Source organism: Pseudomonas sp. GW456-12-1-14-TSB6 (assembly GCF_059424205.1).
The window spans coordinates 269,385-283,739 of sequence record NZ_JBWKZE010000002.1; the positions used below are offsets into that span (position 1 = coordinate 269,385).

General features: G+C 62.3%; 13 protein-coding genes. 11 read left to right on the forward strand and 2 right to left on the reverse strand.

Translation table 11 applies throughout. The annotated features are described in order from the left end of the window. The first annotated feature begins 76 nt into the window (after nt 1-76). From AC07Y2_RS02785 to AC07Y2_RS02815, 7 genes are all read left to right on the forward strand, one after another. Entirely contained in the window at nt 77-1,432 is a 1,356-nt protein-coding gene (locus tag AC07Y2_RS02785; RefSeq protein ID WP_085605895.1) for a M16 family metallopeptidase, read from the forward strand. Beyond that, the gene (locus AC07Y2_RS02790; RefSeq protein ID WP_103385338.1) at nt 1,425-2,912 is read left to right on the forward strand and encodes a M16 family metallopeptidase; all 1,488 of its coding nucleotides are present in this window, start codon (nt 1,425-1,427) and stop codon (nt 2,910-2,912) included. Before AC07Y2_RS02785 ends, AC07Y2_RS02790 begins: the two co-directional genes overlap by 8 nt. Then, a complete protein-coding gene (gene rsmD / locus AC07Y2_RS02795; protein ID WP_039767919.1) occupies nt 2,912-3,517 on the forward strand; it encodes a 16S rRNA (guanine(966)-N(2))-methyltransferase RsmD in 606 nt (201 codons plus the stop codon). Before AC07Y2_RS02790 ends, rsmD begins: the two co-directional genes overlap by 1 nt. A 116-nt stretch (nt 3,518-3,633) precedes the next feature. Beyond that, nucleotides 3,634-4,977 (forward strand): M16 family metallopeptidase, encoded by a 1,344-nt coding sequence (locus AC07Y2_RS02800; RefSeq protein ID WP_039767918.1) that lies wholly within the window; start codon nt 3,634-3,636, stop codon nt 4,975-4,977. Further along, a complete protein-coding gene (locus AC07Y2_RS02805) occupies nt 4,970-6,463 on the forward strand; it encodes a M16 family metallopeptidase (protein ID WP_256586955.1) in 1,494 nt (497 codons plus the stop codon). Before AC07Y2_RS02800 ends, AC07Y2_RS02805 begins: the two co-directional genes overlap by 8 nt. 45 nt (nt 6,464-6,508) lie before the next feature. Then, complete coding sequence (locus AC07Y2_RS02810) at nt 6,509-7,546, forward strand: hydrolase (RefSeq protein WP_052266540.1); 1,038 nt, start codon at nt 6,509-6,511, stop codon at nt 7,544-7,546. 4 nt (nt 7,547-7,550) lie between these two features. Further along, nucleotides 7,551-8,381 carry an AraC family transcriptional regulator gene (locus AC07Y2_RS02815; protein WP_011336391.1) on the forward strand — a complete coding sequence of 277 codons (831 nt, stop codon included), beginning with the start codon at nt 7,551-7,553 and terminating at the stop codon, nt 8,379-8,381. Nucleotides 8,382-8,385: 4 nt separating this feature from the next. Here AC07Y2_RS02815 and AC07Y2_RS02820 read toward each other — a convergent pair whose 3' ends face one another. Beyond that, nucleotides 8,386-9,240, reverse strand: coding sequence for a sulfurtransferase (locus AC07Y2_RS02820; protein ID WP_103385336.1), 855 nt, complete (start codon nt 9,238-9,240; stop codon nt 8,386-8,388). Nucleotides 9,241-9,268: 28 nt separating this feature from the next. Further along, a complete protein-coding gene (locus tag AC07Y2_RS02825) occupies nt 9,269-9,940 on the reverse strand; it encodes a TetR/AcrR family transcriptional regulator (protein ID WP_039767914.1) in 672 nt (223 codons plus the stop codon). 146 nt (nt 9,941-10,086) lie between these two features. Between AC07Y2_RS02825 and AC07Y2_RS02830 the strand changes: the two genes are divergently transcribed. The 4 genes from AC07Y2_RS02830 (at nt 10,087) to coaD (ending at nt 14,320) form a co-directional block, all read left to right on the forward strand. After that, nucleotides 10,087-11,517 carry a coniferyl aldehyde dehydrogenase gene (locus AC07Y2_RS02830; RefSeq protein WP_103385335.1) on the forward strand — a complete coding sequence of 477 codons (1,431 nt, stop codon included), beginning with the start codon at nt 10,087-10,089 and terminating at the stop codon, nt 11,515-11,517. Nucleotides 11,518-11,541: 24 nt separating this feature from the next. Continuing rightward, on the forward strand, nt 11,542-12,087 hold the full coding sequence (locus tag AC07Y2_RS02835; protein ID WP_103385334.1) for a twin-arginine translocation pathway signal protein: 546 nt from the start codon (nt 11,542-11,544) through the stop codon (nt 12,085-12,087). 42 nt (nt 12,088-12,129) lie between these two features. Next, complete coding sequence (locus tag AC07Y2_RS02840) at nt 12,130-13,725, forward strand: GMC family oxidoreductase (RefSeq protein WP_103385333.1); 1,596 nt, start codon at nt 12,130-12,132, stop codon at nt 13,723-13,725. 115 nt (nt 13,726-13,840) lie between these two features. After that, the gene (coaD, locus tag AC07Y2_RS02845) at nt 13,841-14,320 is read left to right on the forward strand and encodes a pantetheine-phosphate adenylyltransferase (protein ID WP_007953414.1); all 480 of its coding nucleotides are present in this window, start codon (nt 13,841-13,843) and stop codon (nt 14,318-14,320) included. Nucleotides 14,321-14,355: the final 35 nt, after the last annotated feature.

The following is a 14,355-nucleotide window of genomic DNA, read 5'->3' on the forward strand; positions in this document are numbered from 1 at the left end:
AACGGATCAGTATCCTAGCACCCTCTCGCCCGCCGACGCTAAGACCAAGCGGGCAGCCCAACAGGTTTAAAAACGAATGAATGCTCTAGCCCGCCGCGCCGCAGGCCTGCTGCTCAGCACAGTCTGCCTGCCCCTTTCGGCCCTGGCGGCCGATCCGCAACCGACCCATGAATTCACTCTCGACAACGGTTTGAAGGTCGTCGTGCGCGAAGACCATCGCGCGCCAGTGGTGGTGTCGCAGGTCTGGTACAAGGTCGGTTCCAGCTACGAAACCCCGGGCCAGACCGGTCTCTCCCACGCCCTCGAGCACATGATGTTCAAGGGCAGCGAGAAAGTCGGTCCCGGCGAAGCCTCGCTGATCCTGCGCGATCTCGGCGCCGAAGAGAACGCCTTCACCAGCGACGACTTCACCGCTTATTACCAGGTGCTGGCCCGCGACCGTCTGGGCGTGGCCTTCGAACTGGAAGCCGACCGCATGGCCAACCTGCGCCTGCCGGCCGACGAGTTCGCCAAGGAAATCGAAGTCATCAAGGAAGAGCGCCGCCTGCGCACCGACGACAAGCCGATGGCCAAGGCCTTCGAGCGCTACAAGGCCATGGCCTACCCGGCCAGCGGTTATCACACGCCGACCATCGGCTGGATGGCTGACCTTGAGCGGATGAAGGTCGAAGAGCTGCGTCACTGGTATCAGTCCTGGTACGTGCCGAACAACGCCACTCTGGTGGTGGTCGGCGACGTGACCCCGGACGAGGTGAAGACCCTCGCCCAGCGCTACTTCGGGCCAATCGCGAAGCGTGACGTGCCGCCGGCGAAAAAACCGCTGGAACTGGCCGAGCCCGGTGAACGCCAGATCACCCTGCACGTGCAGACCCAACTGCCGAGCCTGATGCTCGGTTTCAACGTCCCGAGCATCGCCACCGCCGAAGACAAACGTTCGGTCAACGCCTTGCGCCTGATCTCGGCGTTGCTGGACGGCGGCTACAGCGGCCGCATCCCGACCCAACTGGAGCGCGGTGAAGAGCTGGTGTCCGGCGGTTCGTCGAGCTACGACGCCTACACTCGCGGTGACAGCCTGTTCACCCTGTCGGCCACGCCGAACACCCAGAAGAAAAAAACCATGGCCCAGGCTGAAGCCGGTCTGTGGAAACTGCTGGAACAGCTGAAAACCACCGCGCCGTCCGCCGAAGAACTGGAGCGCGTACGCGCGCAGGTCATCGCCGGCCTGGTTTTCGAGCGTGATTCGATCACCAGCCAGGCCACCGCCATCGGCCAGCTGGAGACCGTCGGTCTGTCGTGGAAGCTGATGGACACCGAACTGGCCGATCTGGAAAGCGTCACCCCGCAAGACATCCAGAACGCCGCCAAGCTGTATTTCACCCGCGAACGTCTCAGCGTCGCCCACGTCCTGCCACTGGAGACGACTCATGAGTGAGCGCAAAGTCCCACGCCTGCTGCTCGGCCTGATCGCCGTGGCCATCATCGGCTCCGCTGCGTTCTACCTGGTGCCGAGCGACAACACCAAGGCCAGCGAAGCGCTGGATAACGCCAAGTCCAGCCAGAAACTGCAATCGCTGGCCGAGCTAGACGGCAAGGCCCCGGCCAGCCGCAAGCTCGACGTGCAGACCTGGAACACCGCCGAAGGCGCCAAGGTGCTGTTCGTCGAAGCCCGCGAACTGCCGATGTTCGACATGCGCCTGATCTTTTCCGCCGGCAGCAGTCAGGACGGCAACGCGCCGGGCCTGGCCCTGCTGACCAACGCCATGCTCAACGAAGGCGTGGCGGGCAAGGATGTCGGTGCCATCGCTCAGGGCTTTGAAGGCCTGGGCGCGGATTTCGGCAACGGCGCCTATAAAGACATGGCCATCGCGTCGCTGCGCAGTCTGAGTGCCGCCGACAAGCGCGAGCCAGCGCTGAAGCTGTTCTCGGAAGTAGTGGGCAAACCTACCTTCCCGGCTGACTCCTTCGCGCGCATCAAGAACCAGATGCTCGCCGGTTTCGAATACCAGAAACAGAACCCCGGCAAACTCGCCAGCCTGGAGCTGATGAAGCGCCTCTACGGCGATCACCCGTACGCCCACGCCAGCGACGGCAATGCGCAAAGCGTGCCGAAGATCACGCTGGCGCAACTGCGTGAGTTCCACGCCAAGGCCTATGCAGCCGGCAACGTGGTGATCGCGCTGGTGGGCGATCTGTCCCGTAGCGAAGCCGTGGCGATTGCCAATCAGGTGTCCGCCGCGCTGCCAAAAGGCCCGGCGCTGGCGAAGGTCGAGCAACCGACCGAGCCGAAACCCGGCATCGGCCACATCGAGTTTCCGTCGAAGCAGACCAACCTGATGATCGCGCAACTGGGCATCGACCGTGACGACCCGGATTACGCCGCGCTGTCGATGGGCAACCAGATCCTCGGCGGTGGCGGTTTCGGCACCCGGCTGATGAGCGAAGTGCGCGAGAAGCGCGGCCTGACCTACGGCGTGTATTCGGCCTTCAGCCCGATGCAGGCTCGGGGTCCGTTCATGATCAACCTGCAGACCCGCGCGGAGATGAGCGAAGGCACCCTGAAACTGGTGCAGGACGTGCTCGCCGACTACCTCAAGACCGGCCCGACCCAGAAAGAACTCGACGACGCCAAGCGCGAACTGGCCGGCAGCTTCCCGCTGTCCACCGCGAGCAATGCCGATATCGTCGGTCAGCTCGGCGCCATGGGTTTCTACAACCTGCCGCTGAGCTATCTGGACGACTTCATGCGTCAGTCCCAGAGCCTGACAGTCGAGCAGGTTCGCGACGTTCTGAACAAACACTTGAGCACGGATAAACTGGTCATCGTCAGCGCTGGCCCGACCGTGCCGCAAAAGCCGTTACCGGCCCCATCTGATAAACCTGCCGAGCAGCCGCTCGGGGTTCCGGAGCATTAATGGCCAGTCCAAAGAAACCTGTACAAAAACTGCACAACGGTGTGAACCAGTTGCGCATCATCGGCGGCGAATGGCGCAGCCGAAAGCTGAGCTTTCCTGATGCGCCGGGCCTGCGTCCGACGCCGGACCGGGTGCGCGAAACCCTGTTCAACTGGCTCGCGCCGTACGTTGCCGGGGCCAAGGTGCTCGACCCGTTCGCCGGCAGCGGCGCGCTGTTTCTGGAAGCGCTGTCCCGTGGCGCGGCCATGGGTCAGGCGCTGGATGCCAGCCATGTCGCGGTGTCCAGCCTGAAAGAACACCTCGGCACGCTGCGCTGCACCAACGGTCACGTACAGACCGCCGATGCGCTGCGATATCTGGAAACCCAGACCGCCACTGCGTTCGACCTGGTGTTCCTCGACCCGCCGTTCAATCAGAACCTGCTGCCCGCCGTGTGCACGCTGCTGGAAGAGCGCCAATGGCTGGCCGACGATTCGTGGATCTACACTGAAAGCGAAACCGCGCCATCGACCCTCGGCCTGCCGGGCAACTGGCGCCTGCACCGCGAGCAAAAATCCGGGCGGGTATACTACGCGTTATGGCAACGGGGCCTGCCCTCTCTCTGACAATCGTCTGGCGAACGCCGAATCTGGCGCGCGGTAGATAACTACCGCACGCCGCCCGCGCAAAATCTCCACAGTGGATTACGCCATTTCAGTAATCCATTGAGGACCCATCATTTATGGACACTTTGTGCAGCAGGATGCTGCCTTGCCTGGCCCTGGCCCCGCTGTTGGCGCTGGCCGCCCCACCACCGACCACCCATGAGTTTCTGCTGGACAACGGCCTGAAGGTCATCGTCCGCGAGGATCACCGGGCCCCGCTGGTCACTTCCCAACTGTGGTTCAAGGTCGGATCGGCTGACGAAGCACCGGGCCAGACCGGACTGTCACACGCGCTGGAACACATGCTTTACAAGGGCAGCAGCAAGACCTGTCCGGGCGAGGCATCCGCCATACTGGAATCCCTGGGGGCATCGGAAAATGCCTTTACCGGCAAAGACGTCACTGCCTACCACCAGACTTTGCCCAAGCCTTATCTTGGGGTCGCATTCGAACTGATGGCCGACCTGATGTCGACTGCTCACCTCAAACCTGAAGATTTCGCTTCCGAGATAAATGTCATTCAAGAAGAGCGCCGCTTGAGTGTGGAAGACAGTCCCCTGGACACTGCAATGGAGCGTCTGGAAAGCCTGGCCTATCCCTCCAGCAGCTATCGGACCCCCGTCATCGGCTGGATGAACGACCTGCGCACCTTGAACACCGCTCAGTTGCGCGACTGGTATGAGTCACGCTATGCCCCTGGCAATGCCACATTGGTTGTCGTCGGCGACGTCACCCTCGATTACGTTCAACCTCTGGCTCAACGCTACTTCGGCGGCCTCGCCAGTCGCCCCCCCACCCAAACCGTAAAACCGCGCGAATTGCCGCAGCCAGGCGAACGCCGCCTCATCCTCAACCAACCGGTGCCCGCCTCGCAGTTGATCATGGCGTTCAACGTTCCCAGCCTGGCTACGGCAGATACATACCGGACTGCGCACGCGCTGCGCCTGATGGAAATGTTGCTGGCAGGCTCCCAGAGCGCTCGCCTGCAAAAACACCTGCAACACAAGGAACATGTATTCAGCCATGTCAGCGCCAGCTACGACCTTTACAGTCGCGGCGATACTCTTCTGACATTGAGCACCCGCCTCGACAGCTCACAACCCACAAGCCCGGAAACCGCACAAATACGCGTCTGGGATCTGCTCGAAGAACTGCGCACCACGCCCCCCTCTCCCGAAGAACTGGAACGCGCACGGACCCAACTGATCGCCCAGAGAGTTTTTGCCCGGGATTCGATCATGAACACTGCCATACATCTGGCCGCCCTCGAGAGCGCTGGCCTGTCGTGGCAATTGCTCGATCAGGAGATCGCCGAGCTCAAGAAAGTGACCCCCGAGGACCTCCGCCAGGTCGCTGAAAAGTACCTGATCCGCGAACGCCTCAGCACAGCCCACGTGCTTGCGGAGAAAAAACATGGATAAATCTGCGCACCTCTTTCGGTCTGCCATGGCCGGTTTTGCATTCATCCTCTGGCTGTCTGCCAGTCCGGTTGCTGCCGATACTGCGCCAGCCAGTTTTCCCAAATCACGATTGCAATCGCTGTCGGAAACAGACACGTCCCGACAGACGCCACGCCCATTGACCATCAAGGGCTGGAAAACCACGACGGACATCAAAACGTTATTCATCCGTACGACGGAGTTGCCGATGTTCGATGTTCACGTCAGTTTCGCCGCCGGCAGTGCACACGATGGCGACAACCCCGGCCTGGCAGCGTTGACATTCAGCCTGTTCAACGAGGGGGTGAGCGGCAAGAATGACCATGCAGCGATCGCCGAAGTCTTTGACGGGCTGGGTGCAAAAGTCGGTATGGTTCTGGATCAGGAGCGTGCCACGTTCACGTTGCGCAGCCTCAGCGATCCAGACAAAAGCGCCCCGGCGCTGCAACTGTTTACGCAAATGCTGGGGCAGCCCTCCCTTTCCGATGAAGCGCTGCTGAGGGTCAAGAGCGAGCTTCGTGGCTTGCAGCTGGCACAACAGCAACAACCTGCTGACATTGCCAGGCAACACCTTCAGGAGCTGCTGGCTCCGGACACGCCCTACGCCCGCTCGATCTACGGAACCGATACCGACATGACCTCGATCACCCGTCAGGCCGTTCAAACGTTCCACCGACAAACCCACTCGGCAAGACAGACACAAATTACGTTGGTGGGAGACCTTTCCGTCGAACAGGCACAGGCCATCAGCCTGCAAATCGCCAACGCGCTACCCGCGCCCATCGTTGCACTGCCCGCAGTCGAACCGCCCAAAGCGTTCGGCACTGAAATGCATCACCATGTCGAGCGCACACAAGAACAGACTCACGTATTGCTTGGGCAACCCAGCCTGTCGCGCCAACACGAGGATTTCATTGCGCTGTATGCCGGGACGCTGATTTTCGGCAGTGGTGCGAACTCCCGCCTGATGACAGAACTGCGCAACAAACGAGGCCTGGTATACGGCGTCAGCATTCGCACCAAAGACTGGGCAGGCGGCGGACTGACATCAATCGCTCTGCAGACCAGCCCCCAATTCGCGAATGAAACAGTGGCACTGGTGAAATCGATGCTCAGCAATTTCCGGCGTGACGGCCCCTCGCAGGAGGAACTCGATCACTTCAACCGCCGACTGGCCAACGCCAACATCACAGACAGTGCCAGCAACGAGCAGATTCTCGCGCGCCTGACCGAGATCAACCGTCATCACTTGCCGCTCGACCTGGATTTCTTCGCGCAACAGGTGCAGAGCCTGACGCTGGAGCAGATCAGAATGGCAGTGGACAAACATCTGCCTGACGATCAGTGGCGGGTAGTGACCGTGGGCCCGACGGTACCCCAACTGCCGCTGCCGCAACCGGCCACTGTCCCGACCGTCGAGCCGTCCGGGCATTCGTGTCGCGCTGATGCAGGCTTTGTGGCAAGTTAGATCTCCCTTGAAGTGGCAGCCCTTTGTGTGGCGACCACTTCATGCATGACACCGTCGAGATTTACTGTGCGCGCACCTCTTTCTCCTTCAGAACCCGGATTTCGCTTCACACCCGCCTTCGGCCTCGGCAATCCACACCTGCAAACCTTGTGGGGGCCGCTATGGCGTAAAACCGTGCACCTTGATCGCCAGCGCGAACGGCTGTGGCTGGACGACGGCGACTTCCTCGACCTCGACTGGCACGGCCCGCACAGCGCCGACGCGCCTCTAGTGCTGGTGCTGCACGGGCTGACCGGTTCTTCCAATTCGCCTTACGTCGCCGGAATCCAGGCAGCCCTCGCCGCGCAAGGCTGGGCCAGTGTTGCGCTGAACTGGCGCGGCTGCTCCGGCGAGCCGAATCTGTTGCCCCGCAGCTACCATTCCGGGGCCAGCGAAGACCTCGCCGAAACCATCCGCCATCTGAAAGCCAAGCGGCCATTGGCGCCGCTGTATGCGGTCGGCTATTCCCTCGGCGGCAATGTGTTGCTCAAGCATCTGGGGGAAACCGGCAGCGCCAGCGGCGTGCTCGGCGCGGTGGCGGTGTCGGTGCCGTTTCGCCTCGATCAATGTGCCGACCGTATCGGCCAGGGCTTCTCGAAGGTCTATCAGGCGCACTTCATGCGCGAGATGGTCGCCTACATCAAGAACAAGCAGCGCCAGTTCCAGCACGACGGACGCGAGGACGGTCTCGCCGCACTGGCCGCCCTCGGCTCACTGGAAAACATGCGCACCTTCTGGGATTTCGATGGCCGGGTGACCGCGCCGCTGCACGGTTTCGTCGATGCCGAGGATTACTATCGCCGCGCGTCGAGCCGCTATTTTCTCGGCGAGATCCGCACACCGACCCTGATCATTCAGGCAGCGGACGATCCGTTCGTGTTTCCCCACAGCCTGCCTTCGGCCAGTGAATTGTCGGCCACGACCCAGTTCGAATTGCAGAACAAGGGCGGGCATGTAGGTTTCGTCGACGGCACGCTCCGTCAGCCGGGTTATTACCTGGAACGACGGATTCCGCAGTGGCTGGCCGACGCGGGGCGCGGGTGAGGTCATGAGCGATCAGGGCGAGTCGATCCGCTTCTGGCAAGCCGCGCCCCTGGCCGGGGTCGAGCTGTTGACCGCCCGCTACATCGAGCATCGTTTCGCCCCGCACGTCCACGACGGTTATGTGATCGGCATGATCATGGCCGGCGCCCAGCGCTACCGTTATCGCGGCGCCGAACACCTGGCGGGCAGCGGCACGCTGGTGCTGATCAATCCGGACGAAGTGCATAACGGCCACAAGGGCACCGAGGACGGCTGGCTGTACCGGGCGTTTTATCCCGACACCGGGCAGATCGTCGCGCTGTTGAATGAACTGGAACTGCCGACCGCACCGATGCCGGCCTTCGGTGCGACGTTGTATCGCGATCCGGACCTGGTCAACGGGTTCTGTCAGTTGCACCGCTTGCTCGAAAGCCCCGCCACCGCACTGCAACAGCAAACGGTGTGGCGCGAGATGATGATGTTGCTGTTGCAGCGTCACGCGGCGGTGCAGATCAACGGCAAGCCCGGCAAGGAGCATCGCGCGGTGGCAATGGCCAAGGAGTTGCTGCACGCGCAACTGGCGGCGCCGCCCTCGCTGGAAGAACTGGCGGCGGCGGTGAACCTCTCGCCCTTCCACTTCGCCCGGGTGTTCCGCCGCGCCACCGGCATGCCGCCGCACAGCTGGCTCATGCAGCAGCGAATCGCCTGCGCGCGCGGCTTGTTGCAGAGCGGCTGCCTGCCGGTGGAAGTCGCCACGCAGCTGGGATTTGCCGACCAGAGCCATCTGAGCCGGCAGTTCAAACAGGTTTACGGCGTAGGCCCCGCGGCCTATCGCAGCGCGCGGCTGGATCGCTGAGCGATTACTCGCCCGTAGCGATACCGCGCGCAGGATCGTTGATCCACTCGCTCCACGATCCGGCATACAGCGAACCCAACGGGTAACCCGCCAGGCACAGGGCGAACAGGTTGTGACACGCCGTCACCCCGGAGCCGCAGTAAGCCACCAGATCATTCGGCGAACGCCCGCCGAGTTTCGCGGCGAAACGCTGCTTGAGCTGATCGGCCGGCAGGAAACGCCCGTCGCTGCCCAGGTTGTCGGTAAACGCCGCGCATTGTGCGCTGGGGATGTGCCCGGCGATCGGGTCGATCGGTTCCACTTCGCCCTTGAAACGCGGCAGCGCTCGGGCATCGAGCAGGGTCAGGGCCGGCTGGCCGAGGCGCTGTTGCAATTGCTCGGCGCTGAGCAGCAGGCTCATGTCCGGCTGGCCGCTGAAGTTGCCCCGGGCCGCTGACGGTGGATCGAGACTCAACGGCAGCCCAGCCGCATGCCAGGCCTTGAGCCCGCCATCGAGAATGAACACGCCGTCGCGTTTGCCCAGCCACGCCAGCAACCACCAGGCCCGTGCCGCATAGGCACCGGGACCGTCGTCATACAGAACCACGTCACTGTCATTGTTGATGCCGAACGCTTGCAGGCGTTCGATCAGCGCCACCGGCTCCGGCAGCGGATGGCGTCCGGTGACACCCTTGGTCACTGGGCCGCTGAGGTCGCGCTCAAGATCAGCGAAATGTGCCCCGGCGATGTGCCCCTCGGCATAGCTGCGCTGGCCATAATCCGGGTCTTCGAGGGCAAAACGGCAATCGAGAATCACCAGCCCCGGTTGCGCCTTGCGGGCATCCAGTGCGGTCGGGCTGATCAGTTGCGCAATCGGCATAGCGAACGACTCCAGTGAGGAAATGGGATTAGGGTCTTTCTTCGAGGGCCTGGGCCAGCGGCACGTAGAATTCTTCGAACAAGGCGTTGACCTCATCGCGGGCCTGCTCGGTGACGAACCCTGCTTCCAGCACCAGCACCTGATACACGCCACGTTTGATGGCCTGTTCGCTGAGGTAGTTGGAATTTTCCCGGGTCGTGCACAGGAAGCGCACCCACGAGGTGAGAATGATCCACGCGTTGAGAGTCAGGGATTCGATCTGCACCCGATCCATTTTCAGGATGCCGGCGGCAACGAACCCTTCATAGATCGCCGCGCCCTGGATCACGCAGCGCTGGGAGAAGCGCCGGTAGCGCCCGGCCAGCTCAGGATCGCTGTCGAGCAGATGCTCGAGATCGCGGTGCAGGAAACGGTAGCGCCACATTGCCGACAGCAGCTCCTTGAGATAGAAGCGCTTGTCTTCGACCGTCGCAGCACGGCCCTGAGGCGGACGCAGGAAGCTGTCCACCAGGCTTTCGTACTCACTGAACAGCACGGCGATGATCGCCTGCTTGTTGGGGAAGTGGTAGTACAGATTGCCCGGAGAAATCTCCATGTGGGCGGCGATGTGATTGGTGCTGATGCTGCGCTCGCCCTGCTGATTGAACAGCTCGAGGCTGTTCTGCACGATGCGCTCGCTGGTTTTGATCCGTGGGGCCATGGCTTGAGCTTTAATTCAGAGTGCGTTGGGGGGCATCTTACGGCCTAACCGGAACGGGATAAAACCAGGATGCGCAAGGAAGCCATTTGACTTTCTAGAGCATAGACTCTAAAAGGCTCCTCACAACAACAACTCCGGAGCCGCCGATGACTGCCGATATTGCCTACCTGCAAACGCTGCAACAGCCGCTGGAAGAGCTTAACCGGCTGTTTGACGCGCAGCGTGCCGCCTACGCCGCCAACCCGATGCCGCCTGCGGCCCAGCGCCAGCAATGGCTCAAAGCCCTGCGCGATTTGCTGAGCAGCGAGCGGCAGGCCCTGATCGACGCCATCAGCTCCGACTTCAGCCACCGCAGCGCCGATGAAACCCTGCTCGCCGAACTGATGCCGAGCCTGCACGGCATTCACTACGCCAGCCAGCACATCAGTCAGTGGATGAAACCTTCAAAACGCAAAGTCGGCGTTGCCTTCCAGCCCGCATCGGCGAAAGTCGTGTACCAGCCGCTGGGCGTGGTGGGCGTCATCGTGCCGTGGAACTACCCGTTGTTCCTGGCCATCGGCCCGTTGACCGGCGCCCTTGCGGCCGGCAATCGGGTGATGCTCAAGCTCAGCGAATCGACCCCGGCCACGGGCCTTTTGCTCAAGGAACTGCTGGCGCGGATCTTCCCCGAAGATCTGGTGTGCGTGGTGCTCGGCGAGGCCGATGTCGGCGTGGCGTTTTCGAAGATGCGCTTCGACCACCTGCTGTTCACCGGCTCCACCAGCGTCGGCAGGCACGTGATGCGCGCAGCGGCGGAAAACCTGACGCCGGTGACCCTGGAACTGGGCGGCAAATCCCCGGCCATCGTCTCCCGCGACGTACCGCTCAAGGACGCCGCCGAGCGCATCGCTTTCGGCAAGACCCTCAACGCCGGCCAGACCTGCGTGGCCCCGGACTACGTGCTGGTCCCGGAAGAGCGCATCGGCGGCTTCGTCGAAGCCTATCGCCAGGCCGTGCGCGGGTTTTATCCGACACTCGCCGACAACCCGGACTACACCGCCATCATCAACGAGCGCCAACTGGCGCGGCTCAACAGCTACCTCAGCGACGCCACCAGCAAAGGCGCGCTGCTGATTCCGCTGTTCGACCAGGGCCAGGGCCGGCGCATGCCGCACAGCCTGCTGCTGAATGTCAGCGACGAGATGACGGTGATGCAGGACGAGATCTTCGGCCCGCTGTTGCCGATCGTGCCGTATCAGGATCTGGATCAGGCATTTGCTTACATCAATCAGCGGCCACGTCCTCTGGCTCTTTACTACTTCGGCTACGACAAGCACGAACAGAAGCGCGTGCTCAGCGAAACCCATTCCGGTGGCGTCTGCCTCAACGACACGCTGCTGCATGTGGCGCAGGACGACATGCCGTTCGGCGGCATCGGCCCGTCGGGCATGGGCCATTACCACGGACACGAAGGTTTCCTGACGTTCAGCAAGGCCAAGGGTGTGCTGTTCAAACAACGCTTCAACGCGGCGAAGCTGATCTACCCGCCTTACGGTAAACCCATTCAGAAACTGATCCAGAAACTGTTCATTCGCTAACGTCACCGCCGGGTAATAACAATAATGCACCCAAGCCTGACCGAAACACCTGCCCTGTCGCGCCGTGGCCTGCTGAAATTCAGCCTCGGCGCCACGGCTTTCCTCGCCACCGCTGGCCTTGGTGCCAGCCTCAGCGGCTGTTCGTCGAACGTTTCAGCCAACGGGTTCGCCACGCTGCGCAGCGCTGATCTGCTGTTTCTGCGTGCGTTGATTCCAGTGATGCTGGATGGCGCCGTTGCTGTGGAAAAGATGCCCGCTGCTGTCGACGGAACGCTTAAGTCGCTGGACTACAGCCTCGATCACCTGTCGCCGGAAATGCTCAAGCTCACGCGACAACTGTTCGACGTGCTGGGCATGGCGGTGACGCGCGGGCCATTGACCGGAATCTGGGGCAGTTGGGAAAACGCCAGCCCCGAGGCGATCCGCCACTTCCTCGAGCGCTGGGAAAACAGCTCCCTGAGCCTGCTGCGCATGGGCCACAGCTCATTACTGCAAATGGTGATGATGGCCTGGTACACCCGCGCCGAATCCTGGGCCCATTGCGGTTACCCCGGCCCGCCCGCCGTTTGAGCCTGGCGACCCACGCATAACAATAATAAGAGAACCTGATCGATGCCCGTACCCGACCCGTTTCGCGAAGGCCTTGCCCGTGGCTGGAAAACCTACAACGGCGCGCAACTCACCGATGACCTGACTCTGGAAGCCGATGTCGCCATCATCGGCAGCGGCGCCGGCGGCGGGACCACGGCGGAAATCCTCAGCGCCGCCGGCTATAAAGTTCTGCTGATCGAAGAAGGCCCGCTCAAGACCAGCAGCGATTTCAAACTGCTGGAGGACCAGGCCTACAGCAGCCTCTATCAGGAAGGCATCGGCCGCATGAGCAAGGACGGCGCGATCACCATTCTTCAGGGCCGCGCGGTCGGCGGCACCACGCTGATCAACTGGACATCGAGTTTTCGCACCCCCGAACCGACCCTCGAACACTGGGCCAGGGAACACGACGTCAAAGGCCACAGCCCCGCCGACATGGCGCCGTGGTTCGAAAAAATGGAGCAACGTCTCGGCGTCGCCCCGTGGATGGTGCCGCCCAACGCCAACAACGACGTGATCCGCAAAGGCTGCGAACAACTCGGCTACAGCTGGCACGTGATCCCGCGCAACGTGCGTGGCTGCTGGAACCTCGGCTACTGCGGTATGGGCTGCCCGACCAACGCCAAGCAATCGATGATGGTCACGACCATTCCGGCGACTTTGGAAAAGGGTGGCGAACTGCTCTATCTGGCCCGGGCCGAAAAGCTTTTGATCAGTGGCGACAAGGTCACCGGCCTGCAATGCGTGGCGATGGACGAACGCTGCGTCGAGCCGACTGGACGCAACATTACCGTCAAGGCGCGGCATTACGTCCTGGCCGGCGGCGGGATCAACAGCCCGGCGCTGCTGATGCGCTCGGATGCACCGGATCCGCACCAACGGCTGGGCAAGCGCACCTTCCTGCATCTGGTGAACATGTCCGCCGGGCGTTTCGACGAAGTCATCAACCCGTTCTACGGCGCGCCGCAGTCGATCTATTCAGATCATTTCCAGTGGAAGGACGGCACCACTGGCCCGATGGCCTACAAACTCGAAGTGCCACCGCTGCACCCGGCGCTGGCCGCCACGTTGCTCGGTGGTTTCGGTCAGGAAAGCGCGCAACACATGGCGGACCTGCCGCACACCCACGCGATGCTGGCCCTGCTGCGTGACGGTTTTCACCCGGACAGCCCGGGCGGCAGCGTCGAGCTGCGCGGTGACGGCTCGCCGGTGCTCGACTATCAGGTGTCGCCTTACACCTGGGAAGGCTTGCGCCGATCCTTCCACAGCATGGCCGAGATCCAGTTCGCCGGCGGCGCCAAAGCGGTGATGCCGATGCACGCCGATGCGCGCTACGTGAACAGCCTGGCCGAGGCCCGCTCGTTGATCGACAGCCTGAGTCTGGAGTTGTATCGCACCCGTCTGGGCAGCGCCCACGTCATGGGCGGTTGCGCGATGGGCGAGGACCCGAAAACCGCGGTCACCGACAGCCTCGGCCGCCATCATCAACTGAGCAATCTGTCGATCCATGACGGCTCGCTGTTCCCCACCAGCATCGGCGCCAACCCGCAGTTGTCGGTGTACGGTCTGACGGCGCAACTGGCGACATCCCTCGGCGAACGGCTGAGAAACCCGTGAAAAAGACGAAAATTCCGATCGTCTATAGTGCTTTCTTACCCAACAGCCGACTTTCCCGACCGGGACGGCTGCGATACCATCCGACTCCCCAACGGATTCCCGCCAGGACGACGCGATGAACCGAGTGTTGTACCCAGGTACCTTCGACCCTATTACCAAGGGCCATGGCGATCTGGTCGAACGCGCCTCGCGCCTGTTCGACCACGTGATCATTGCCGTCGCCGCCAGCCCCAAGAAGAATCCGCTGTTCCCGCTGGAACAACGGGTCGAGCTGGCCCGCGAGGTCACCAAACACCTGCCGAACGTGGAAGTGGTCGGCTTCTCGACGCTGCTGGCACATTTCGCCAAAGAGCAGAACGCCAACGTGTTCCTGCGTGGCCTGCGCGCGGTATCGGACTTCGAATACGAATTCCAGCTGGCCAACATGAACCGCCAGTTGGCGCCGGATGTGGAGAGCCTGTTTCTCACCCCGTCCGAACGTTATTCGTTCATTTCCTCGACTCTGGTGCGGGAAATCGCCGCCCTGGGCGGCGATATCAGCAAGTTCGTCCACCCGGCGGTGGCCGAAGCCCTGACCCTGCGCTTCAAGAAGTAACGACCGTTCAAACGGCGCCCGCGTGCACTACGGGC

Bases quoted from the DNA above. Each gene is read 5' to 3' on its own strand.
- AC07Y2_RS02825 (WP_039767914.1), bottom strand. From the start codon at position 9,940: ATGGCCCCACGGATCAAAACCAGCGAGCGCATCGTGCAGAACAGCCTC.
- AC07Y2_RS02790 (WP_103385338.1), top strand. From the start codon at position 1,425: ATGAGTGAGCGCAAAGTCCCACGCCTGCTGCTCGGCCTGATCGCCGTG.
- AC07Y2_RS02815 (WP_011336391.1), top strand. From the start codon at position 7,551: ATGAGCGATCAGGGCGAGTCGATCCGCTTCTGGCAAGCCGCGCCCCTG.
- AC07Y2_RS02800 (WP_039767918.1), top strand. From the start codon at position 3,634: ATGGACACTTTGTGCAGCAGGATGCTGCCTTGCCTGGCCCTGGCCCCG.
- rsmD (WP_039767919.1), top strand. From the start codon at position 2,912: ATGGCCAGTCCAAAGAAACCTGTACAAAAACTGCACAACGGTGTGAAC.
- AC07Y2_RS02835 (WP_103385334.1), top strand. From the start codon at position 11,542: ATGCACCCAAGCCTGACCGAAACACCTGCCCTGTCGCGCCGTGGCCTG.
- AC07Y2_RS02830 (WP_103385335.1), top strand. From the start codon at position 10,087: ATGACTGCCGATATTGCCTACCTGCAAACGCTGCAACAGCCGCTGGAA.
- AC07Y2_RS02820 (WP_103385336.1), bottom strand. From the start codon at position 9,240: ATGCCGATTGCGCAACTGATCAGCCCGACCGCACTGGATGCCCGCAAG.
- AC07Y2_RS02810 (WP_052266540.1), top strand. From the start codon at position 6,509: ATGACACCGTCGAGATTTACTGTGCGCGCACCTCTTTCTCCTTCAGAA.
- coaD (WP_007953414.1), top strand. From the start codon at position 13,841: ATGAACCGAGTGTTGTACCCAGGTACCTTCGACCCTATTACCAAGGGC.
- AC07Y2_RS02805 (WP_256586955.1), top strand. From the start codon at position 4,970: ATGGATAAATCTGCGCACCTCTTTCGGTCTGCCATGGCCGGTTTTGCA.
- AC07Y2_RS02785 (WP_085605895.1), top strand. From the start codon at position 77: ATGAATGCTCTAGCCCGCCGCGCCGCAGGCCTGCTGCTCAGCACAGTC.
- AC07Y2_RS02840 (WP_103385333.1), top strand. From the start codon at position 12,130: ATGCCCGTACCCGACCCGTTTCGCGAAGGCCTTGCCCGTGGCTGGAAA.